At 72.2% G+C, this 22119-nt stretch carries 23 protein-coding genes; 20 read left to right on the plus strand and 3 right to left on the minus strand.

Going from position 1 to position 22119, the window contains the following annotated elements; genetic code table 11:
• Nucleotide 1: 1 nt before the first annotated feature.
• From rplO to glmM, 15 genes are all read left to right on the plus strand, one after another.
• Nucleotides 2-490, plus strand: coding sequence for a 50S ribosomal protein L15 (rplO, locus tag ACYVM4_RS11980; RefSeq protein ID WP_368820398.1), 489 nt, complete (start codon nt 2-4; stop codon nt 488-490).
• Between the two features lie 268 nt (nt 491-758).
• A complete protein-coding gene (gene secY / locus ACYVM4_RS11985) occupies nt 759-2069 on the plus strand; it encodes a preprotein translocase subunit SecY (RefSeq protein WP_368820397.1) in 1311 nt (436 codons plus the stop codon).
• Between the two features lie 87 nt (nt 2070-2156).
• A complete protein-coding gene (locus ACYVM4_RS11990; RefSeq protein WP_368820396.1) occupies nt 2157-2720 on the plus strand; it encodes an adenylate kinase in 564 nt (187 codons plus the stop codon).
• A gap of 117 nt (nt 2721-2837) precedes the next feature.
• Nucleotides 2838-3674 carry a type I methionyl aminopeptidase gene (gene map, locus ACYVM4_RS11995; RefSeq protein WP_368820395.1) on the plus strand — a complete coding sequence of 279 codons (837 nt, stop codon included), beginning with the start codon at nt 2838-2840 and terminating at the stop codon, nt 3672-3674.
• A gap of 50 nt (nt 3675-3724) precedes the next feature.
• A complete protein-coding gene (rlmN, locus tag ACYVM4_RS12000; protein WP_368820569.1) occupies nt 3725-4900 on the plus strand; it encodes a 23S rRNA (adenine(2503)-C(2))-methyltransferase RlmN in 1176 nt (391 codons plus the stop codon).
• A gap of 266 nt (nt 4901-5166) precedes the next feature.
• The gene (infA, locus tag ACYVM4_RS12005) at nt 5167-5388 is read left to right on the plus strand and encodes a translation initiation factor IF-1 (protein WP_017833319.1); all 222 of its coding nucleotides are present in this window, start codon (nt 5167-5169) and stop codon (nt 5386-5388) included.
• Nucleotides 5389-5443: 55 nt separating this feature from the next.
• Nucleotides 5444-5557 (plus strand): 50S ribosomal protein L36, encoded by a 114-nt coding sequence (gene rpmJ, locus ACYVM4_RS12010; RefSeq protein ID WP_017833320.1) that lies wholly within the window; start codon nt 5444-5446, stop codon nt 5555-5557.
• A gap of 167 nt (nt 5558-5724) precedes the next feature.
• The gene (gene rpsM / locus ACYVM4_RS12015; protein ID WP_368820394.1) at nt 5725-6093 is read left to right on the plus strand and encodes a 30S ribosomal protein S13; all 369 of its coding nucleotides are present in this window, start codon (nt 5725-5727) and stop codon (nt 6091-6093) included.
• Between the two features lie 82 nt (nt 6094-6175).
• Entirely contained in the window at nt 6176-6580 is a 405-nt protein-coding gene (gene rpsK / locus ACYVM4_RS12020) for a 30S ribosomal protein S11 (RefSeq protein WP_017833322.1), read from the plus strand.
• A gap of 137 nt (nt 6581-6717) precedes the next feature.
• Nucleotides 6718-7725 carry a DNA-directed RNA polymerase subunit alpha gene (locus ACYVM4_RS12025; protein WP_017833323.1) on the plus strand — a complete coding sequence of 336 codons (1008 nt, stop codon included), beginning with the start codon at nt 6718-6720 and terminating at the stop codon, nt 7723-7725.
• A 67-nt stretch (nt 7726-7792) separates the two neighbouring features.
• Nucleotides 7793-8554 carry a 50S ribosomal protein L17, sunset domain variant gene (gene rplQ, locus ACYVM4_RS12030; RefSeq protein ID WP_368820392.1) on the plus strand — a complete coding sequence of 254 codons (762 nt, stop codon included), beginning with the start codon at nt 7793-7795 and terminating at the stop codon, nt 8552-8554.
• 103 nt (nt 8555-8657) lie between these two features.
• The gene (truA, locus tag ACYVM4_RS12035) at nt 8658-9662 is read left to right on the plus strand and encodes a tRNA pseudouridine(38-40) synthase TruA (RefSeq protein ID WP_460668697.1); all 1005 of its coding nucleotides are present in this window, start codon (nt 8658-8660) and stop codon (nt 9660-9662) included.
• Between the two features lie 260 nt (nt 9663-9922).
• Nucleotides 9923-10366, plus strand: a complete 444-nt coding sequence (rplM, locus tag ACYVM4_RS12040; protein ID WP_017833326.1) for a 50S ribosomal protein L13 — start codon at nt 9923-9925, stop codon at nt 10364-10366.
• A 33-nt stretch (nt 10367-10399) separates the two neighbouring features.
• Complete coding sequence (rpsI, locus tag ACYVM4_RS12045; RefSeq protein ID WP_368820390.1) at nt 10400-10906, plus strand: 30S ribosomal protein S9; 507 nt, start codon at nt 10400-10402, stop codon at nt 10904-10906.
• 132 nt (nt 10907-11038) lie between these two features.
• On the plus strand, nt 11039-12394 hold the full coding sequence (gene glmM, locus ACYVM4_RS12050; RefSeq protein WP_460668698.1) for a phosphoglucosamine mutase: 1356 nt from the start codon (nt 11039-11041) through the stop codon (nt 12392-12394).
• Nucleotides 12395-12466: 72 nt separating this feature from the next.
• Here glmM and mscL read toward each other — a convergent pair whose 3' ends face one another.
• The 3 genes from mscL to coaA all read right to left on the minus strand — a co-directional run bounded on the left by mscL (nt 12467) and on the right by coaA (nt 14668).
• Nucleotides 12467-12859, minus strand: coding sequence for a large conductance mechanosensitive channel protein MscL (mscL, locus tag ACYVM4_RS12055; protein ID WP_368820388.1), 393 nt, complete (start codon nt 12857-12859; stop codon nt 12467-12469).
• A gap of 94 nt (nt 12860-12953) precedes the next feature.
• The gene (locus ACYVM4_RS12060) at nt 12954-13712 is read right to left on the minus strand and encodes a M15 family metallopeptidase (protein WP_460668699.1); all 759 of its coding nucleotides are present in this window, start codon (nt 13710-13712) and stop codon (nt 12954-12956) included.
• Entirely contained in the window at nt 13712-14668 is a 957-nt protein-coding gene (gene coaA, locus ACYVM4_RS12065; RefSeq protein WP_368820386.1) for a type I pantothenate kinase, read from the minus strand. Before coaA ends, ACYVM4_RS12060 begins: the two co-directional genes overlap by 1 nt.
• A gap of 172 nt (nt 14669-14840) precedes the next feature.
• On the opposite strand from coaA, the gene ACYVM4_RS12070 reads away from it, so the two are divergent.
• The 5 genes from ACYVM4_RS12070 to ACYVM4_RS12090 all read left to right on the plus strand — a co-directional run bounded on the left by ACYVM4_RS12070 (nt 14841) and on the right by ACYVM4_RS12090 (nt 22099).
• Entirely contained in the window at nt 14841-16919 is a 2079-nt protein-coding gene (locus tag ACYVM4_RS12070) for a PTS mannitol transporter subunit IICBA (RefSeq protein WP_460668700.1), read from the plus strand.
• Nucleotides 16919-18064 (plus strand): mannitol-1-phosphate 5-dehydrogenase, encoded by a 1146-nt coding sequence (locus tag ACYVM4_RS12075; protein ID WP_460668701.1) that lies wholly within the window; start codon nt 16919-16921, stop codon nt 18062-18064. The genes ACYVM4_RS12070 and ACYVM4_RS12075 overlap by 1 nt, the downstream gene beginning before the upstream one ends.
• A gap of 127 nt (nt 18065-18191) precedes the next feature.
• Nucleotides 18192-20084: a glutamine--fructose-6-phosphate transaminase (isomerizing) gene (gene glmS / locus ACYVM4_RS12080; RefSeq protein ID WP_368820384.1), complete on the plus strand. Its 1893-nt coding sequence runs from the start codon at nt 18192-18194 to the stop codon at nt 20082-20084.
• Between the two features lie 78 nt (nt 20085-20162).
• Nucleotides 20163-20534 (plus strand): holo-ACP synthase, encoded by a 372-nt coding sequence (locus tag ACYVM4_RS12085; protein ID WP_368820383.1) that lies wholly within the window; start codon nt 20163-20165, stop codon nt 20532-20534.
• Nucleotides 20531-22099, plus strand: a complete 1569-nt coding sequence (locus ACYVM4_RS12090) for an NAD(P)H-hydrate epimerase (protein WP_368820382.1) — start codon at nt 20531-20533, stop codon at nt 22097-22099. The genes ACYVM4_RS12085 and ACYVM4_RS12090 overlap by 4 nt, the downstream gene beginning before the upstream one ends.
• Nucleotides 22100-22119: the final 20 nt, after the last annotated feature.

Here is a 22119-nt window from a genome sequence, read left to right on the forward strand (position 1 = left end):
CATGGCAGAGAACACTGCTGAGAACCCCGTTCAGAGCACCGAGAAGGTGCACGCCCTCAAGGTGCACCACCTGCGTCCGGCCAAGGGCGCGAAGACCGCCAGGACCCGCGTGGGTCGCGGCCAGGGCTCCAAGGGCAAGACCGCCGGCCGCGGCACCAAGGGCACCAGTGCCCGGTACCAGGTCAAGGCGGGCTTCGCGGGCGGGCAGCTTCCGCTGCACATGCGCCTGCCCAAGCTGCGCGGGTTCAAGAACCCGTTCCGCGTGGAGTACCAGGTCGTCAACCTGGACAAGCTCACCGAGCTCTTCCCGGAGGGCGGCGAGGTGACCGTGGAGTCGCTCGTGGCCCGCGGCGCGGTGCGCAAGAACCAGCCCGTCAAGGTGCTGGGCTCCGGCGAGATCGCGGTCGCGGTCGACGTGAAGGCGCACGCCTTCTCGGGCTCCGCCGCGGAGAAGATCGCCGCCGCCGGCGGCAGCACCACCGCGCTGTGAGCGCGGGCCGCGGGGCCGGGCGCACGCCCGGCCCCGCGGCACCCCTGGATCAGGCCCCGTCCACGCCAGCGTGGGCGGGGCCTGACCCGTCGGCGGGCACGAACCCGCCCCCTCGGCGCGCGCCCCGGGTGAGTCCCGGGGCCGACGCGTTCGTTAGACTTGCCGGAGTCGTCCGCGCCCCCCGGGTGCGCGGACCCCGGACCGAGCTCCCGCACCACCACACTCCCCGCCACCGGATGCCGGTCGGACCCAGTCTCTAGGAGGACATGTGCTCAGCGCTTTCGGACGGGCGTTGCGAACCCCCGACCTGCGACGCAAGCTGGGGTTCACCCTCGCCCTCATCGTGCTCTACCGCCTGGGCACGTTCATCCCGGCGCCGGGCGTCGACTACGGCAACGTGCAGCAGTGCCTGGCCCTGGGGACCACCACGGGCGGCGTGTACGACATGGTGAACCTCTTCAGCGGCGGCGCCCTGCTGCAGCTGTCGGTCTTCGCCCTGGGCGTCATGCCCTACATCACCGCGAGCATCATCGTGCAGCTGCTGCGCGTGGTCATCCCGCGCTTCCAGGAGCTGCACGAGGAGGGTGCGCAGGGGCAGACGCAGCTGACCCAGTACACCCGCTACCTCACCATCGGCCTCGCGCTGCTCAACGCCACCACGGTGGTCTCGCTCGCCCGGTCCGGCGCACTGCTGGGGGACTGCCCCCTGCCGATCATCCCGGACGACACCTGGCTGACGGTGCTCATCATCATCATCACGATGACCGCCGGCACGGCGATCATCATGTGGCTGGGGGAGCGGATCACGGAGAAGGGCGTGGGCAACGGCATGTCGCTGCTCATCTTCACCTCCATCGCCGCGACCTTCCCCTCCGCGCTGGGCGAGATCCTCCGCACCCGGGGCTGGGGCGTGTTCCTCTCGGTGCTCGCCGTGGGCCTCGTGGTGATCACCTGCGTGGTCTTCGTGGAGCAGTCCCAGCGCCGCGTGCCCGTGCAGTACGCCAAGCGGATGGTGGGCCGGCGCACGATCGGCGGGACCACCACCTACATCCCGCTCAAGGTCAACATGGCCGGGGTCATCCCCATCATCTTCGCGTCCTCGATGCTGATGCTCCCCGGGATGCTCGCCCAGTTCGGCATGCCGGACGACGGGACGGACATCCCCGGCTGGGTCAACTGGATCAACACCTACCTCATCACCGGCGACCACCCCGTGTACATGGCGATGTACTTCCTGATGATCGTGTTCTTCACGTACTTCTACGTGTCGATCACCTTCAACCCGGAGGAGGTCTCCAACAACATGAAGCGCTACGGCGGCTTCATCCCGGGGATCCGCGCGGGCCGGCCCACCGAGAAGTACCTCGCGTACGTGCTCAGCCGGATCACGTTCCCGGGCGCCCTCTACCTGGGCATCGTGTCGATGATCCCGCTCGTGGCGCTCGTGCTCATCGACGCGAACCAGAACTTCCCCTTCGGCGGGCCGTCGCTGCTGATCATGGTGGGCGTGGGCCTGGACACGGTGAAGCAGATCGAGGCCCAGCTGCAGCAGCGCAACTACGAGGGCCTGCTGCGCTGACCCCCGTCCCCGGCGCCCCCTCGCGGGGGCGCCGGGGGCGTCCCGGTAGACTGGGACCGCAGCCACCACCGACCGCAAGGAGACTTCATGACCCGCATGCTCATCATCGGCCCCCCCGGCGCAGGCAAGGGCACGCAGGCCGTGCGCATCTCGGAGCGGCTCGGCGTCCCCGCGATCTCCACCGGGGACATCTTCCGGGCCAACATCAAGGGCCAGACCCCCCTGGGGCAGGAGGCCAAGAGCTACATCGACGCCGGCGACCTCGTCCCGGACTCGGTGACCAACCGGATGGTCCGCGACCGCCTCGCCGAGACGGACACCGCCGACGGCTTCCTGCTCGACGGCTACCCGCGCAACGCCGCGCAGGTGGACGAGCTGGACACCATCCTCACCGAGCTGGGGCAGGAGCTCGACGTCGTGCTGAAGCTGACCGCCGACCGCGACGAGCTCGTCCAGCGGCTCCTCGGGCGCGCCCAGAAGGAGGGGCGCACCGACGACACGGAGGCGGTCATCCGGCACCGCCTCGACGTGTACGACGCGGAGACCGCCGTGGTCGTCGACGTCTACGACCGGCGCGGCATCGTCCGCGCGGTCGACGGCCTCGGGACCGTCGACGAGGTCTCCCAGCGGATCATGACGGCGCTGTCCTGACGCACCGCCCCGCTCCACGAACGCCGTGACACCCCCGGACATCCCCGGGGGTCTCACGTTTAACCCACGACAGCCGCGAGCTCCCCGACCGGGGGAGCGGCTCGGAAGGAAGACCGCATGTTCGGCCGCCGCCGGATCGAGTACAAGACCAACGCCCAGCTGCGCTCCATGCAGCGCGCCGGGGTGGTGACCTCGCGCGCCCTCGACGCCGCCGTGGCGGCCGCCGTCCCCGGCGCGACCACCGCGTCCCTCGACGACGTCTTCCGCTCCGTCCTCAACGAGCACGGGGCGAGCTCCAACTTCCTCGGCTACTTCGGCTATCCCGCCGCGGTGTGCGTGTCCGTCAACGACGTGGTGGTCCACGGCATCCCGGGGGAGCAGGTGCTGCAGGAGGGTGACATCCTCTCCGTGGACGGCGGGGCGATCGTCGAGGGCTGGCACGGGGACTCGGCGCGCACCGTGCTGCTGGGCCGCCCCGACCCCTCGGACGCCGAGCTCTCCGACGTCACGCGCAACGCCATGTGGCACGGCATCGCGGCGGCGGCCACCGGCACGCACGTCGGCGACATCGGCGCGGCCGTGGAGGACTACGTGCGGAAGGTCTCCGGGCACCGCTTCGGCATCCTCGAGGAGTACGTGGGCCACGGCATCGGCTCCAAGATGCACATGGCCCCCGACGTCCTGAACTTCCGCAGCACCGACCGCGGGCCCCGCCTGCGTCCCGGGATGGCGCTGGCCATCGAACCGATGCTCGTGCGCGGCGGGATCGGCACCCGCGTGCTCGACGACGAGTGGACCGTGGTCACCACCGACGGGGCCCGCTCCAGCCAGTGGGAGCACTCCGTGGCCCTGCACGCCGACGGCGTCTGGGTGCTCACGGCCGAGGACGGCGGGGCCTCCGAGCTCGAGCCGCTCGGCGTGCGCCCCGTCCCCATCCCGGAGGACCTGCCGTGACCGGGCGGCCCTCCACCACCCCGGACCCGCGCGACCGCGAGGAGAACACCGTGGCCCAGCAGCCGCAGCAGAGCACCACCACCAGGACGCCCGTCGAGCTCACCGTGAAGCCGCGGCCCGGTCAGCTGACCTTTGCCGCCCCGCGGCGCGGCAAGCCCCCGCGCCACCTCGCCGACTTCGACATGGCCGGCCGCCGGGAGTTCCTCGCCGAGCTGGGACACCAGCCGTTCCGGGCCGGGCAGCTCTCCCGGCACTACTTCGACCGGTTCGCCACCGCGCCGGAGGACATGACCGACCTGCCCGCGGCCGGCCGGGAGGAGCTCGTGTCCCAGGCCCTGCCGCCGCTGCTGACGACCGTGCGCAGCCTCGAGGCCGACCAGGGGGACACCGTCAAGAACGTCCACCGGTGCTTCGACGGTGCCACTGTGGAGTCCGTGCTCATGCGCTACACCCACCGGGTGACCATGTGCATCTCCTCCCAGGCCGGCTGCGGGATGAACTGCCCCTTCTGCGCGACCGGCCAGGCGGGCCTGACCCGCAACCTCTCCACCGCGGAGATGGTCGAGCAGGTCGTGCAGGGCGCGCGGATGCTCCGCGGCGGCCGGGTCGGCAGGGCCGAGCAGGAGCCGCTGCGCATCTCCAACATCGTGTTCATGGGCATGGGGGAGGCCCTCGCCAACTACAAGGCGTCGATCGGCGCGATCCACCGCCTCATCGACCCCTCGCCGGAGGGCCTCGGCATCTCGGCGCGCGGGATCACCATGTCCACGGTGGGCCTCGTGCCCGGCATCCGGAAGTTCACGCAGGAGGGACTCCCGGTCACGCTGGCGCTGTCCCTGCACGCCCCGGACGACGAGCTGCGGGACGAGCTCATCCCGATCAACACCCGCTGGAAGGTCGACGAGGCCCTCGACGCCGCCTACGACTACTACCAGGCCACCGGCCGGCGGGTCTCGATCGAGTACGCCCTGATCCGCGACATCAACGACCACGGGTGGCGGGCCGATCTCCTCGGGGAGAAGCTCAACGCCCGCGGCGGGGGATGGGTGCACGTGAACCCCATCCCGCTCAACCCGACCCCGGGCTCCAAGTGGACCGCGTCGCGGCCCGGCGTGGAGCAGAACTTCGTGGAGCGGCTGCGGGCCCATGGCATCCCCACCACCGTGCGGGACACCCGCGGCTCCGACATCGACGGGGCCTGCGGGCAGCTCGCCGCGACCGTCTGAGCGCCGTCGTCCCCGGTCCGACGGACCTGTCCCCGCGCCCCCGGGGGCGCCTCCCGCGTTGCGGGAGACGCCCCCGATCCCGTAGAGTGTCCTGTTGGTTGTCTGTGCTCCAGCGATTCCGCACACATCGGACCACGCCGACCCTCACCGTGCACCACGAACGGTGATGGTGCACGCGTACAGGTCCGCTGCGGCGTTTAACGACGATGTACACCCGAAACCCTGCTCGCCGCCCCGGCGGGGGGCACCTGAAGTTAGCGGAGGATATGGCCAAGAAAGACGGAGTCATCGAGATCGAAGGCACTGTGGTCGAGGCTCTGCCCAACGCGATGTTCCGCGTTGAGCTGAACAACGGTCACCTGGTCCTCGCCCACATCTCCGGGAAGATGCGCCAGCACTACATCCGGATCCTCCCCGAGGACCGCGTGGTGGTGGAGCTGAGCCCGTACGACCTCACCCGCGGTCGTATCGTCTACCGCTACAAGTAGGACCGGCGGCCGTCCGGGCCGCACACCACTCGAGAGAACGACGCGAAGGAATGCGATGAAGGTCCAACCGAGCGTGAAGCCGATCTGCGACAAGTGCAAGGTGATCCGCCGCAACGGGCGGGTCATGGTGATCTGCGAGAACCCGCGCCACAAACAGCGTCAGGGCTGACCAGCCCCGACCACCCCACGCAAGTGGATCCACAAAGGCACCGCTCCCGACCGGAGAGATCCAGGCGGGTGCCCCCGGCACAGAGGCCGGGGACCGGCGGAACGACATGACGTCACCGACCGGGCAGCGATGCTCCAGACCTCTGGAACACAAGGAGAACCGCCGATATGGCTCGTCTCGCAGGCGTCGACCTCCCCCGCGAAAAGCGGCTGGAAATTGCGCTCACCTACATCTACGGCGTGGGTCGCACCCGCGCGCTGGCCACCCTGGACGCCACCGGCATCTCGGGCGACCTGCGCGTGCGCGAACTCACCGATGCCCAGCTCGTGGAGCTGCGCGACTACATCGAAGGCAACTACAAGGTTGAGGGTGACCTCCGCCGCGAGGTGGCCGCCGACATCCGCCGCAAGGTCGAGATCGGCAGCTACCAGGGCATCCGGCACCGCCGCGGCCTGCCCGTGCACGGTCAGCGCACCAAGACCAACGCCCGCACCCGCAAGGGTCCGAAGCGCACGGTCGCCGGCAAGAAGAAGTAGCCCGCTGCCGCTCGCGCGCCAGGACCCCGCGGTCCCCCGAGCGGCCCACCACCACTCTTCCCGAACTTTGTAGGAGATCTCCATGCCCCCGAAGACTCGCGCAGCGGCTGCCCGCAAGCCCCGCCGCAAGGACAAGAAGAACGTCACCCAGGGCCAGGCCCACATCAAGTCGACGTTCAACAACACCATCGTCACTATCACCGACCCCTCCGGCGCCGTCCTCTCCTGGTCGTCCGCCGGCGAGATGGGTTTCAAGGGCTCTCGCAAGTCCACCCCCTTCGCGGCCCAGATGGCCGCCGAGGCCGCCGCCAAGCGCGCGCAGGAGCACGGCATGCGCAAGGTCGACGTGTTCGTCAAGGGCCCCGGCTCCGGGCGCGAGACCGCCATCCGCTCCCTGCAGGCCACCGGCCTCGAGGTCGGCTCCATCTCGGACGTCACCCCGAGCGCGCACAACGGCTGCCGCCCGCCGAAGCGCCGCCGCGTCTGATGCGAGCACGCGCACCGGGACCCTGCGGGGTCCCGGTGCGCGTGCCGACAGCGGGCCGGGCACCGGTCCGCACCCCTCAACTGTTTTCCACCATTTGCGCGCGTCATATAGCGGATGCCCGCTGAAAGGAAACATCAGTGCTCATCGCACAGCGCCCCACCCTCTCTGAAGAGGTCGTGGCCGACAACCGGTCCCGCTTCGTGATCGAACCGCTCGAGCCCGGCTTCGGCTACACCCTCGGCAACTCCCTCCGCCGCACCCTCCTGTCCTCGATCCCCGGTGCCGCCGTGACCAGCATCCGGCTCGACGGGGTGCTCCACGAGTTCTCCACCGTGGAGGGCGTGAAGGAGGACGTCTCCGAGGTCATTCTCAACATCAAGAAGCTCGCCGTCTCCTCGGAGCAGGACGAGCCCGTCGTCGCCTACCTGCGCAAGCAGGGCCCCGGCGTCGTCACCGCCGCGGACATCACGGCCCCGGCCGGTGTGGAGATCCACAACCCGGACCTGCACATCGCGACCCTCAACGCGAAGGGCCAGCTCGAGCTCGAGCTGACCATCGAGCGCGGGCGCGGGTACGTCTCCGCCGCCCAGAACAAGGCCGGGGACGCGGAGATCGGCCGCATCCCGGTCGACTCGATCTACTCGCCCGTCCTGAAGGTGACCTTCCGCGTGGAGGCCACCCGCGTGGAGCAGCGCACCGACTTCGACAAGCTCGTCCTGGACGTGGAGACCAAGGAAGCCATCACCCCGCGTGACGCCGTGGCCTCCGCCGGCACCACCCTGGTCGAGCTGTTCGGTCTCGCCCGTGAGCTCAACACGGCCGCCGAGGGCATCGAGATCGGGCCCTCCCCGACGGACGCCGCGATGGCCGCCGACATGGCGCTGCCCATCGAGGACCTCGAGCTCACCGTGCGGTCCTACAACTGCCTCAAGCGCGAGGGCATCCACACCGTGGGTGAGCTCGTGGGCCGTTCCGAGGCGGACCTGATGGACATCCGCAACTTCGGCGCCAAGTCGATCGACGAGGTCAAGGCCAAGCTCGTCGACCTCGGGCTGTCCCTCAAGGACTCGCCCCCCGGCTTCGACCTCGCCGCTCGCGCCGCCGCGATCGACGACGAGAACCCGTTCGACGACGACGACCACTAGTCCTTCCCGCTGACGTCCCGACGGGTGCCCGCCCGGGCCGGGACACACTTCCAGGAGATCAACAACCATGCCTACTCCCACCAAGGGACCCCGCCTCGGAGGCGGACCCGCGCACGAGCGCCTGATGCTGGCGAACCTGTCGCAGCAGCTGTTCGAGCACAAGCGCATCACCACCACCGTGACGAAGGCGAAGCGGATGCGTCCCTACGCCGAGCGCCTGATCACCTTCGCCAAGCGCGGTGACCTGGCCGCCCGCCGTCGCGTGCTGGCGCAGCTGACCGACAAGTCCGTGGTGCACGAGCTGTTCACGACCATCGCCTCGGCGATGGAGGACCGCAACGGCGGCTACACCCGCATCACGAAGATCGGCAACCGCAAGGGCGACAACGCCCCCATGGCCGTCATCGAGCTCGTGATGGAGCCCGTCGCGACCAAGGCCACCGTGGCCGAGGCCGAGCGCGCCACCGAGAAGGCCGCCCCGGCCCCCGCGGCCCCGGTCGACACCCCGGCGGACTCCACCGCCGGCGAGGTCGCCACCGAGGAGATCCCCGCCGAGGAGCAGGCCCCCGAGGTCGGCTCCGAGCAGGCCGCCGAGGTCGCCGCCGAGCACTCCGACGCGGAGTTCCCCGGCTCGCGCGCCCCGCTCGAGTCCGGCGAGGCCCCCGAGGGCTTCGAGGTCAAGGGCAACAAGAACTCGATGAAGTACCACGTGCCCGGCTCGCGCTGGTACGCGGGGACCACCGCCGAGATCTGGTTCGACTCGCCGGCCAACGCCGAGGCCGCCGGCTTCCAGCCGGCCGGTGGCGCCGCCGCGCAGAAGCTGCGCTGACCGGACACCTCACGGACAGACACCGCGACGCCGCCGGGGACCTGGTCCCCGGCGGCGTCGTCGTGCCCGCCGACCTCCCGACCACCCCTCCCAGGAGCTGACCATGAGCCCGTCCGAGTCCCCCGTGCGCGTGCGGATCGACCTGGCCTACGACGGCGCGCCGTTCGCCGGGTGGGCCCGCCAGCCGGGCCTGCCCACCGTGCAGGGGGCCCTGGAGGACGCCCTCGCCGTGCTGGTCCGCCGGGACGTGCGGGTCGCGGTGGCCGGCCGGACGGACACCGGCGTGCACGCCCGCGGCCAGGTGGTGCACCTGGACCTGGCGCCGGAGGAGTGGACCGGTCTCGCCCGCGGCCGGGCGGAGGACCCGGCGCGCGCGCTCGAACGCCGCCTCACGGGGGCGCTGGCGCACGTCCTGGGCCGCGGCCGCCGCGAGCAGGGCCTGCCGGAGTGCCCGGGCGCGGTGGTCGTCCGCCGCGCGGGCGCGGCCCCCGCCGGCTTCGACGCCCGCTTCTCCGCCGTCTCCCGCCGCTACAGCTACCGGATCGACGACGGCGCGGCGGGCCGGGACCCGCTGACCCGGCACCTGACGTGGTGGTCGAAGGACGTGCTCGACGTCCCCGCGATGGCCCGGGCGGCGCAGGAGCTCGTGGGCCTGCACGACTTCCTGTCCTTCTGCCGCCCGCGGGAGGGCGCCACCACGGTGCGGGAGGTCCTGGACGTGTCGGTCGAACGGGACCGGGACGGGCTCGTGCTGCTGGGCATCGAGGCGGACGCCTTCTGCCACCACATGGTCCGCTCGGTCGTGGGCGCGGCCGCCCGCGTGGGCGCGGGCCGCGAGGACCCCGACTGGCTCGGCCGCCGGCTCGCGGAGCGGGTCCGGGACGCCAAGGCGCTGCTGGCCCCGCCGCACGCCCTCGTGCTCGAGGAGGTCCGCTACCCCGGGGACGCCGCCCTGGGGGAGCGGGCCGAGCGCACCCGGGCGCGGCGCGCCCCGCTCGGCGACCCCCGCCGCGAGGCGCTCCGCGGCGATCCCCGCGACGCTCTGCAGGAGCCCCGGCACGACGCGCCCCGAGACGTCGACGGCCCCGGCCGGCCGCGGGGAGATTGACCGCCGCACCCTCCGGGTGTATGGCCCGAGTGGTCTTTGGCCGCTCCATCCGGTACCGTTGGTTGCTGTTGTGCGTGTCCCGCCTCGGTTCACGTGTACCCGGATCCGCTGTCCCGTTGCAGGACGCCTGGCGGTCCGGTGCACCGGGGTCTCGGGCACCGGATGCAGCTCGGCCCTCACCCGAGCCCCGGACGGCACACCGAGAAACGGCGTGATCCCAACTAGCGCCACCGAGATAACCCGAACGAAGGCAAACTAACGTGCGTACGTACACCCCGAAGCCCGGTGACATCCAGCGCCAGTGGCACGTCATCGATGCCACCGACGTCGTCCTGGGTCGCCTTGCCAGCCAGACCGCAACGCTGCTGCGCGGAAAGCACAAGCCGACCTTTGCTCCCCACGTGGACGCCGGTGATTTCGTCATCATCATCAACGCCGAGAAGGTGGCCCTGACCGGCTCCAAGCTCGAGAAGAAGCGGGCCTACCGCCACTCCGGCTACCCGGGCGGGCTCAAGTCCAGCTCCTACGCCGAGCTGCTCGAGAAGCACCCGGTCCGCGCCGTGGAGAAGGCCATCCGTGGCATGCTCCCGAAGAACAAGCTGGCCGCCCAGCAGATGTCCAAGCTCAAGGTCTACGCCGGCCCGGAGCACCCCCACGGTGCCCAGCAGCCGCAGACCTTCGAGTTCACCCAGGTCGCCCAGTAACCGGGCCTACGACAGAAACTAGCGAGGAAAATCGTGGCTCAGAATACTGAAGAGCAGAACATCGTGGACGGCGAGGAGCAGCTGAGCAGCTACACCTCCGAGTCCTCCCCCGCCGAGGAGACCGAGGTCGCCGCCGAGCGCCCGGCCCTCACCGTCTCCGGCCAGGCCGTCGGCCGCCGCAAGGAGGCCGTGGCCCGAGTGCGCGTCGTCCCCGGCTCCGGCCAGTGGACCGTCAACGGCCGCACCCTGGAGAACTACTTCCCGAACAAGCTGCACCAGCAGGAGGTCAACGACCCCTTCAAGGTGCTGGAGCTCGAGGGCGCCTACGACGTCATCGCCCGCATCCACGGCGGTGGCCCCTCCGGCCAGGCCGGTGCCCTGCGCCACGGCGTGGCGCGCGCCCTGAACGAGATCGACCTCGAGAACAACCGCGCGACCCTCAAGAAGGCCGGCTTCCTGACCCGTGACCCGCGCGTCATCGAGCGCAAGAAGGCCGGTCTCAAGAAGGCCCGCAAGGCCCCGCAGTACTCGAAGCGCTGATCGGAGGGCCTCCTGGCCCGCCCCCAGCGTCACGGACCCCGTCCGACCCGGTGCACACCGGTGTCGGGCGGGGTCCGTCCGTTGCGGCCCGCCTGCCGCCGTCCGGGCCGCGGGGAACGTAGGATGGGGGCGATGTCTAGATTATTCGGAACGGACGGCGTGCGCGGGCTCGCGAACGACCTCCTCACAGCCAACATGACCCTGGACCTGGCCCAGGCCGCCGCGATCGTGCTCGGCCACGACCGCGCACGCGAGGGGCGGCGTCCCACGGCGGTCGTCGCCCGCGACGGGCGCGCCAGCGGGGAGTTCCTCAGCGCCGCCGTGAGCGCGGGCCTCGCCGGGTCGGGCGTGGACGTCCACGACGCCGGGGTCCTGCCGACCCCCGCGCTGGCCTACCTGGTGGCGGACCTCGACGCCGACTTCGGCGTGATGATCTCCGCCTCGCACAACCCGGCCCCCGACAACGGGATCAAGTTCCTCGCCCACGGCGGCCGGAAGCTGCCGGACCGGGTGGAGGACGAGATCCAGCAGGTCTTCGAGGCCGGCGACTTCCGGCGCCCCACCGGCGCCGGGGTCGGGCGCATCCACCTGCTCACGGACGCGGAGGACCGCTACGTGCTGCACCTGGTGGGGGCCATCCCACACCGGCTCGAGGGGATGCGCGTGGTCCTGGACTGCGCCAACGGCGCCGCCAGCGGGGTCTCGCCGGACGCGTTCCGTGGCGCGGGCGCCGACGTGCACGTCATCGGCGCGGAACCCGACGGCCTGAACATCAACGACGGCTGCGGCTCGACCCACCTGGAGCCCCTCCAGCGGGCCGTCGTCGAGCTCGGGGCCGACCTCGGGATCGCCCACGACGGCGACGCCGACCGCTGCCTCGCCGTGGACGCCACCGGCCGGGAGGTGGACGGGGACCAGATCATGGCGATCCTCGCCCTGGCGCTCAAGGACGCGGGCCGGCTCGTCGACGACACGCTCGTGGCCACCGTGATGAGCAACCTCGGCCTCAAGCTCGCCCTGCGCGACGCGGGGATCGACGTGCGCGAGACCGCCGTGGGGGACCGCTACGTCCTCGAGACCATGACCGAGCACGGGTACAACCTGGGCGGCGAGCAGTCGGGCCACGTGATCATGTCCGACTACGCCACGACCGGCGACGGGCTGCTGACCGGGCTGATGCTGGCCTCCCGCGTGGCCCAGACCCGCGCGCCGCTCGCGGAGCTGGCCCGGGTCATGACCCGGCTGCCGCAGGTGCTGCTCAACGTGCGCGGCGTGGACCGCGCCGCGGTGGGCTCCAACCCCGGCGTGCAGGCGGCCGTCGCGGAGGTCGAGCAGCGCCTGGGCGAGACGGGCCGCGTGCTGCTGCGCCCCTCGGGGACCGAGCCCGTGGTCCGCGTGATGGTCGAGGCGGCCTCCGAGGAGATCGCCCGGGCCGAGACGGAGTTCCTCGCCTCCGTGGTGGAGCGCGAGCTGTCCCTGACCGTCTGAGCCGGACCGGCAGCGCCGGAGGCCCGCACCGTGCACACGGTGCGGGCCTCCGGCGTTCGGCGGGACGGGGATTCAGGTGCGCCGGCGCAGGGAGTCACGGATCTCGGTGAGCAGCTGCACCTGGGCGTCGGTCTCCTCCTCGGCCGGGTCGATGCCGAGGCGGCGGTTGCGGGCCTCGATCAGCTTGTTCATGGGCAGGACGATGGCGACGTAGACGGCGGCGGCCACGAGCAGGAAGTTCACGAGCGCCGTCAGCAGCACGCCGAACCTGATGTCGTTGCCGTTGACGGTGAGCACCGCGAACGAGTCGAAGTCGGGCGAGCCGACCAGCGCGGAGATAAGCGGCATGAGCACCGCCTCGACCATGGCGTTGACGACCTGGGCGAAGGCGGCGCCGATGATCACGGCCACGGCCAGATCGAGGACGTTGCCCTTCATGATGAATTCCTTGAAACCGCTGAGCATGGCCACAGGCTAGCTGGCGACCAGGGGATCCGGGACACCGAGAGGTGAACGACCGGGAACCAGCCTGCGGCCCGGCGCCGGTCCCGGGCCGGGGTCAGCCGGGCGCGGGCGGTCCGTAGTCCGGGGCCGGCGGCAGGCCGGAGAACTCCTCGAGCGTCGCGGCGCCCGAGCGGACGTACCCCCGGGCCCGCTCCGGGCCGAGGTAGCGCAGGTGCCACGGCTCGTACCAGTAGCCGGTGGTGGCGTGCTCGTCCCAGGGGTAGCGCACCACGAAGCCGTGCTCCGGCCCGTGCTCGGCCACCCAGGCGGCGGTGGCCGTCCCGCCGAAGCACACGCGCAGGTCGCACCCGGAGCCGTCCCCGACGTCCACCGCCAGGCCCGTCTGGTGCTCCGAGTGGCCCGGCCGGGCGGACACCGTGTCGGCGCCCTCACGGCCCTTCTGCGCGACCCACCCGGCGTACGTGCCGGACTGCTCGGCGAAGGAGCGGTAGCCCGACACGATCCGGATCGGCACGCCGTCCGCCCGGGCCGCGGCCAGCAGCGCGCGCGCCGCGGCGGCCGCCTCGGGCCGCAGCAGGTGGCCCTCGACGTCCTCGAGGGCCGCAGGAGCCCAGTCCTCCGGGTCCAGGGGCCGCTGCTTGTTGACCACCACGGCGAGCGAGGCGGGATCGTCCAGGTCCGGGCCCCGGTCCCGGACGGGACCCGGTGACGGCGGCGCGGGGCCCGGCGCGGCGGCGGGCGCGGTGACGGAGGGCTCCGCCGGCACCGGGGGAGCGGACCCGGGACCCGGCGCGCACCCGGCCACGAGCACGGCGGCGGCGAGCACGAGGGCGCCAGCGCGCAGGGCGCCCATCAGTTCTTGCGCAGCAGCACGCGCCGGATCGAGTGGTCGGAGTCCTTGGAGAGGATCAGCCGGGCGCGGCCGCGCGTCGGCTGCACGTTCTCGATCAGGTTCGGCTCGTTGATCCGCCGCCAGATGCCGGTGGCGGTGGCCACCGCCCCCTCGTCGGAGAGGTCGGCGTAGCGGTGGAAGTAGGACCCGGGGTCGGCGAAGGCGGAGGAGCGCAGGGCCTGGAAGCGCTCCACGTACCACCGCTCGATGTCCGCGGGCCGGGCGTCCACGTAGATCGAGAAGTCGAAGAAGTCGCTCAGCGCGAGGGCGGCCCGGTCCCCGGGCCCCACCTTGGCGGGGGCCAGCACGTTGAGCCCCTCGATGATGACCACGTCCGGGCGGGTCACCACGACCTCCTCGCCGGGCACGATGTCGTAGCTGTGGTGCGAGTACTTGGGCGCCCGCACCTCGGGGGCCCCCGACTTGATCTTCGCGACGAAGCGCAGCAGGGCACGGCGGTCGTAGGACTCCGGGAAGCCCTTGCGGTCCATGAGCCCGCGGCGCTGCAGCTCCGCGTTGGGGTACAGGAACCCGTCCGTGGTGATGAGCTGCACGTGGGGGGTGGACGGCCACCGGGACAGCAGCTCGCGCAGGAGCCGGGCCGTGGTGGACTTGCCGGCGGCCACGGACCCGGCGATGCCGATCACGAAGGGGGTCCGGGCGTGCTCCTCGCCGAGGAACGCGTTGGTCGAGGCGTTGAGCCGGTTCGAGGACTCGTCGTAGAGGGTCAGCAGCCGCGAGATGGGGAGGTACACCTCGCGGACCTCCGCGACGTCGAGCCGGTCGCCGAGGCCGCGCAGGTTCTCGATTTCCCGAGAGGTGAGGGGAACATCGATCTCGTGGGAGAGCCTCGACCAGGTCTGCCGGTCGAGCTCCACGAAGGGCGAGGCGCGTTCGCTCAGCGTAGATGCGGTCATCGACCACAGTCTAGACCGCGCCCCGACGCCCACGGCGTACCGGAGACAGGTGCCGTACCCGGGTGTAGATTGAGTCTCGATCCGGCTTCGGCTGTGAACTGTCCCACGCGGTCACCCCGCGCGGGCGCCCTGCCGGAGGAGCCCCAACGCGTTCGAGAGTCAGGACAGCACCATGGCGACGGCCACGACCTCAGAGACCACAGCACCGGCGGGCGGCCGGTCGAACGCCGCCCGCGCGCACGTCCAGCGCTTCGGCACGTTCCTGTCCGGGATGATCATGCCCAACATCGGGGCGTTCATCGCCTGGGGGCTGATCACCGCGTTCTTCATCGAGGCGGGTTTCACCCCGTTCGGCCCGCTGGGCGGGTTCGGTGAGAACGCCGAGGGCGAGCCGTACACGGGCCTCGTGGGCCCGATGATCACCTATCTGCTGCCGCTGCTGATCGCCTACACGGGCGGGCGGATGGTCTACGACGTGCGCGGCGGGGTGGTCGGGGCGATCGCCACGATGGGTGTGATCGTGGGCACCGACATCCCGATGTTCATCGGGGCGATGCTGATGGGCCCGCTGACCGCGTGGGTGATGAAGAAGGTCGACGGCCTCTGGGACGGGAAGATCAAACCGGGCTTCGAGATGCTCGTGAACAACTTCTCGGCCGGCATCCTGGCCGCGGCGATGGCGATCTTCGGGTTCTTCCTGGTCGGCCCGGCGGTGCTGGCCTTCTCCAACGCGGCCGCCTCGGCGGTGGACTTCCTGGTCACCCGGGGGCTGCTGCCGCTGACCTCGATCCTGATCGAGCCGGCGAAGGTGCTGTTCCTCAACAACGCGATCAACCACGGCATCCTCACCCCGCTGGGCACCGCCCAGGCCCTGGAGCAGGGCAAGTCCATCCTGTTCCTGCTCGAGGCCAACCCCGGCCCCGGCCTGGGCATCCTGCTGGCCTACACGGTGTTCGGCCGCGGCGCGGCCCGGGCCTCGGCCCCCGGCGCGGCGCTCATCCACTTCGTGGGCGGGATACACGAGATCTACTTCCCGTACGTGCTGATGAAGCCGGCGCTGATCCTGGCCGCGATCGCCGGCGGCATGACAGGGATCTTCACCCTGACCCTGTTCGACGCCGGTCTGCGCGCCCCGGCCGCCCCGGGCTCGATCATCGCCGTGTTCGCCCAGGCCACCACCGACAGCTACGTGGGCGTCGCGATCGCGGTGACGGCCGCGACCCTGGTGTCCTTCTTCGTGGCCTCGATCATCCTCAAGGCCTCCAAGGACAAGGGCGAGGGGGACCTCACGGAGGCCACCACCCGGATGGAGACCATGAAGGGCAAGAAGTCCTCCGTGGCCTCCGCGATGGTCGGCACCAGCGGCGGTGCCGACACCGGCGGGCACAGCACCCGCGAGCTGGCCGAGGGCGGGCCGGTGCAGCGCATCGTGTTCGCCTGCGACGCGGGCATGGGCTCCTCCGCGATGGGCGCCTCGGTGCTGCGGAACAAGGTCAAGGCCGCTGGCTTCGGCGACGTGAAGGTCACCAACGCGGCGATCGCCAACCTCACCGACGACTTCGACATCGTGGTCACCCACCAGGACCTCGCCACCCGGGCCCGGCCCAAGGTGCCCAGCGCCTCGGTGGTGACCGTGGACAACTTCATGGGCAGCCCCCGCTACGACGAGATCGTCGAGGCCGTGCAGCAGCGCAACGGGGCCGCCGTCCCGGCGGGCGCGGCGAGCGGTGGGGCGGCGGGATCCGCGGCCGGCACCGTGGGCGAGCCCTCCGGCGGCGGCACCGTGACCGCGGCGGACGAGGGCGCGGGGTCCTCCGGGGCCACCATCCTCACCAGGGACCGGATCGTGATGGACGGCGGCGCGCAGAACGCCGCGCAGGCCATCGACGAGGCCGGCGGCCTGCTGGTCGCGGCCGGTGCCGTGACCGACGAGTACGTGGCCTCCATGCACGAGCGCGAGGAGTCGGTGTCCACCTTCATGGGCAACGGCCTCGCCATCCCGCACGGCACCAACCAGGCCAAGGACAGCATCCGCTCCTCGGCCCTGTCGGTCGTGAAGTACCCGGAGGGCCTGGACTGGAACGGCAAGCCCGTCACCTGGGTGATCGGGATCGCCGGCAAGGACAACGAGCACCTCGCGATCCTCTCCCGGGTCGCGAAGATCTTCGGCAACAAGGCGAAGGTGCAGCAGCTGGACGAGGCGAGGACCGCGGACGAAGTGCTCGACCTGCTGGGGAAGGTGAACGACTGATGAAGTGCGTGCACTTCGGGGCGGGCAACATCGGCCGGGGCTTCGTCGGCCTGCTCATGCACCGCTCGGGCTACGAGGTCGTGTTCGCCGACGTGGCGGCCCCGCTGATCGACGCGCTGGCCTCGACCCCCAGCTACACCGTGCACGAGGTCGGCGCCGGGTCCCGCGACACGGTCGTCGAGGGGTACCGGGCGGTCAACTCGGCGTCCGACCCGGAGGCCGTCGTCGCGGAGATCGCCTCGGCGGAGGTGGTCACCACGGCCGTGGGCGCGCACATCCTCAAGTTCGTGGCGCCGCTCGTGGCCCGGGGCATCGCCGCGCGCACGGACGGCGCACCGCCCGTGGCGGTCATGGCGTGCGAGAACGCCCTGTCGGCCACGGACCTGCTCGCCGAGGCGGTCCGCGCCGAGTACCCGGGAGAGGACCTCGACCGGCGGGCCGTGTTCGCCAACACCGCCGTCGACCGGATCGTGCCCCAGCAGGACGGCGGCGGGCTCGACGTGGTGGTGGAGCAGTTCCACGAGTGGGTCATCGACCGCACCCCGTTCGCGGGGAGCGAGCCCGCCATCGAGGGGGCAACCTACGTCGACGACCTCGTGCCCTACATCGAGCGGAAGCTGTTCACGGTCAACACCGGCCACGCCGCGTGCGCGTACTTCGGCTACCGCGCCGGCCGGCACCGCATCGCGGAGGCGATCGCCGACCCCGGGATCCGGGAACGGGTCGCCGCGGCGCTCGCGGAGACGCAGGCGCTGCTCGTCGCCAAGCACGGCTTCGACGAGCAGGAGCACGGCCGATACGTCGCGAAGATCCTCGACCGCTTCGCCAACGAGCACCTCCCGGACACCGTCGAGCGCGTCGGCCGTGCCCCGTTGCGCAAGCTCGGCCGGCACGAGCGGTTCGTGGGCCCGGCCGCCGAGCTGGCGGAGCGGGGCCTCGGCACCGACGGGCTGCAGGCCGCCATGGCGGCCGCCCTGCGCTTCGACCCGGCCGACGACCCGGAGGCCGTCCGGCTGGGCGAGCTCCTCGACACCCGGTCCCCGGCCGACGCCGTGCGGGAGATCACCGGACTGAGCGCCGAGCACCCCCTCTTCCCACCGCTCGAGGTGCTGGTGGCGGACGCCGTCCGGGACCGCCGGGGCTGACCGGAGGACCCACGGAAGGGCCCACAGGCGGGCCGGGCTCGTGTCCCCAGAAGAGGCAGGAACACGGCCCGCCCCGCCGGGTCCGGGACGCCCGGCCGGGCGAGATCCATGCGGTACTGTGAAGCGCATGTGTGGAATTGTTGGATATGTGGGCCCCTCCTCCCAGCGGACGGACGAGCGCGGCACCGGCTCCGGGCACGACGCCCTGGACGTCCTCGTCGAGGGCCTGCGGCGCCTCGAGTACCGGGGCTACGACTCCGCGGGAGTGGCCGTGGTCTCGGACGGCACCGTCGGCTTCCGCAAGAAGGCCGGCAAGCTGCTGAACCTCGAGCAGGAGCTGCGCGACAGCCCACTGCCCCGCTCCACCACCGGCATCGGGCACACCCGCTGGGCCACCCACGGCGGACCCTCGGACGTCAACGCCCACCCGCACGTCGTCGACGGCGGGCGGCTCGCCGTGATCCACAACGGCATCATCGAGAACTTCGCCGAGATCAAGCGCGAGCTCGTCGAGAAGGGCCACGAGTTCCGCTCGGAGACCGACACCGAGGTCGCCGCCGTGCTCCTGGCCGACACCTACAACGACCTCGGCGACCAGGACCTCACCGCGGCCATGCAGGTCGCGTGCCGCCGGCTGGAGGGCGCGTTCACGCTCCTCGCCGTGCACGTCGACCACCCCGGGCGCGTGGTCGCGGCCCGGCGCAACTCCCCGCTGGTGCTCGGCCTGGGCGAGGGCGAGAACTTCCTCGGCTCCGACGTCTCCGGCTTCATCGACTACACCCGCGACGCCGTGGAGCTGGGCCAGGACCAGGTCGTGTCCATCACGGCCGACGACTACGAGATCACCGACTTCCACGGCAACCGCGCCGACGGCAAGCCCTTCCGGGTGCTGTGGGACGCCGCCGCCGCCGAGAAGGGCGGCTTCCCGTCCTTCATGGAGAAGGAGATCAACGAGCAGCCCGCCGCCGTGGAGCAGACCCTCATGGGCCGCACCGACCCGGAGGGGAACCTGGTCCTCGACGAGCTGAAGATCGACGAGGCGGTGCTCCGCGCCGTGGACAAGATCGTCGTCGTCGCCTGCGGAACGGCCGCCTACGCGGGGCAGGTCGCCCGCTACGCGATCGAGCACTGGTGCCGGATCCCCACCGAGGTGGAGCTGGCCCACGAGTTCCGCTACCGGGACCCGATCGTCAACGAGCGGACCCTGGTCGTCGCCCTGTCCCAGTCCGGAGAGACCATGGACACCCTGATGGCGGTCCGGCACGCCCAGGAGCAGGGGGCCAAGGTCGTGGCGATCTGCAATACCAACGGCTCCACGATCCCGCGCGAGGCCGACGCCGCGCTGTACACGCACGCCGGCCCGGAGATCGCCGTCGCCTCGACCAAGGCGTTCCTGGCCCAGATAACCGCCGCCTACCTCCTGGGGCTCTACCTGGCCCAGCTGCGCGGCAACAAGTACAAGGACGAGATCGGGCAGATCCTCGCCGAGCTCGAGGCCATGCCCGCGAAGATCCAGCAGGTCATCGACGCGCAGGCCGGGGTCAAGGAGCTCGCGCAGTCGATGAAGGACGCCGCGTCCGTGCTCTTCCTGGGCCGCCACGTCGGCTTCCCGGTGGCCCTCGAGGGAGCGCTCAAGCTCAAGGAGATCGCCTACATCCACGCCGAGGGCTTCGCCGCCGGCGAGCTCAAGCACGGGCCGATCGCCCTCATCGAGGAGGGCCAGCCGGTGTTCGTCATCGTCCCCTCCCCGCGCGGGCGGGACTCGCTGCACGCGAAGGTGGTCTCCAACATCCAGGAGATCCGCGCCCGCGGGGCCGTGACCATCGTCATCGCGGAGGAGGGGGACGAGGCCGTCGCCGACTACGCCAACCACATCTTCCGCGTCCCGCAGTCCCCGGTGCTGCTCCAGCCGCTGCTGACCACCGTCCCGCTGCAGATCTTCGCGTGCGAGCTGGCCACGGCGAAGGGCTACGACGTCGACCAGCCCCGCAACCTCGCGAAGTCCGTCACCGTCGAGTAGTCCGCGTCCGCTCCGCCACCGGCCCGCCGCCCCGGATCCTCCCCGGGCGGCGGGCCGGCGGTCGTTAGGCTGGGGACCATGATCATCGGCACCGGCATCGACGTGGTGGACATCGCCCGCTTCGAGGAGCAGATCGCCCGCACCCCCGGCCTCGTGGCCCGGCTGTTCACACCGCTCGAGCGGGACCTGCACGTGCGCTCGCTCGCGGCGCGCTTCGCCGCCAAGGAGGCGGCGGCGAAGGCGCTCAAGGCCCCGCCCGGGATGATCTGGCAGCACTGCTGGATCGAGAAGGACCCCTCCGGCGCGCCGCAGCTGTGCACCGAGGGGACGGTGGCGGAGGAGGCACGCCGGCAGGGCATCGACCGGTGGCACCTCACCATGACGCACGACGGGGGGATCGCCATGGCCATGGTCATCGCCGAGCGCACCGGGGACGGAGGGCCGGCGTGATCACCGCCTGGACCGGCGCGCAGGTGCGCGCCGCCGAGACGCCCTTCCTCGACCGGGGGGAGGGCCCCGCGCTGATGCGGCGCGCCGCCCACGGCCTGGCCTTGGTCTGCGCGGAGCGCCTGCGCGAGCGCCGGGACCGGGTCTCCGGGGCGCGCGTGGTGGTGCTCGCCGGGACCGGCAACAACGGCGGGGACGGGCTGTGGGCGGGGGCGGAGCTGGCGCGCCGCGGGGCCTCCGTGCTCGCGGTGGCCGTCGGCGACCGGCTGCACCCCGACGGTGCCGCGGCGCTCGGGGCCGCGGGGGGACGGGTGCTGCACGCCGGGGACGGCGGCCCCGCCGTCGGGGCGGCGGCCGAGCACGTGCTCCGCGCCGACCTCGTGCTCGACGCCGTGCTGGGCACCGGCGCCCGGGGCGGGCTGCGCGGGCCGGCGGCCGAGCTCGTCCGCTCGGTCCTGGACCGGTGGCCCGGCAGCGGAGGGCCCGCGGTCGTGGCGTGCGACGTCCCCTCGGGCGTCTCCGCGGACACGGGCGCGGTGGCCGGACCGGTCCTGCCCGCGGACGTCACCGTGACGTTCGCCGCGGCCAAGGCCGGGCTCCTCCTGCCGCCGGGGGACCGCCGGTGCGGCGAGGTGCGGACCGTGGCCCTGGGGATCGAGCACGCCCTGCCCGAGCCCGCGCTGCGGCGGCTGGAGCCCGGCGACGTCGCGGCGCTGTGGCCGCGGCCGGGGGCGGCCTCCCACAAGTACTCCCGGGGTGTGGTGGGCGTCGTGGCCGGCTCCCCGACCTACCCCGGGGCCGCGCTGATGTGCACCCGCGCCGCCGTGGACGCCGGCGCCGGCATGGTCCGCCACCTCGGCGACGCCGCCACCCGCTCCCTCGTGTGCCTGACCAGCCCGGAGGTGGTCGCCTCCGAGGACCACCCCGACGACGTCCACGTCCAGGCCTGGGTCGTGGGCCCCGGAGCCGTGGGCGACGCCGCCCAGGAGTCCCGGATCGGCGCCGTGCTCGCGGGCGGCACCCCTGCGGTCGTCGACGCCGGCGCGCTCGGCGCGGCGGCCCGGGCGGCCGCCGACGGCGCCCTCGGCCCGGGGAAGGTCCTCACCCCGCACGCCGGGGAGCTCGAGCAGGTGCTCGCCTGGCTCGCCGCCCTCGGCGGCGGCGGAGAGGCCCCGGACCGGGCGGCGATCGAGGCCGAGCCCGCCCGGTGGGCGCGCGCGGCCGCGGAGGCGACCGGCGCCGTCGTCGTCCTCAAGGGGGCCACCACACTGGTCGCGTCCCCCGACGGGACGCTGCTCTCCCAGGCCGACGGCAGCCCGTGGCTGGCGACCGCCGGCAGCGGCGACACCCTCGCGGGGATCATGGGCACGGCGCTCGCCGGGTGCACCGAGGACCCAGACGCGTTCGCCGCCGCGGGGGAGTGGGCCCGCGGGGACGCCCGCCGCGCGGTGGCCGCCGCTCTCGCCGTGGCCGTGCACGGCTACGCGTCCCGGCTCGAGGGCCTCGGCCCCGTGCCGCCCACGGCGCTGTCCGCGAACGTGCGCGCGGTCCTGCGTCACGACCGCTGAGACCGTGGTCCGGCCCCGGC

Source organism: Kocuria himachalensis (assembly GCF_054784195.1).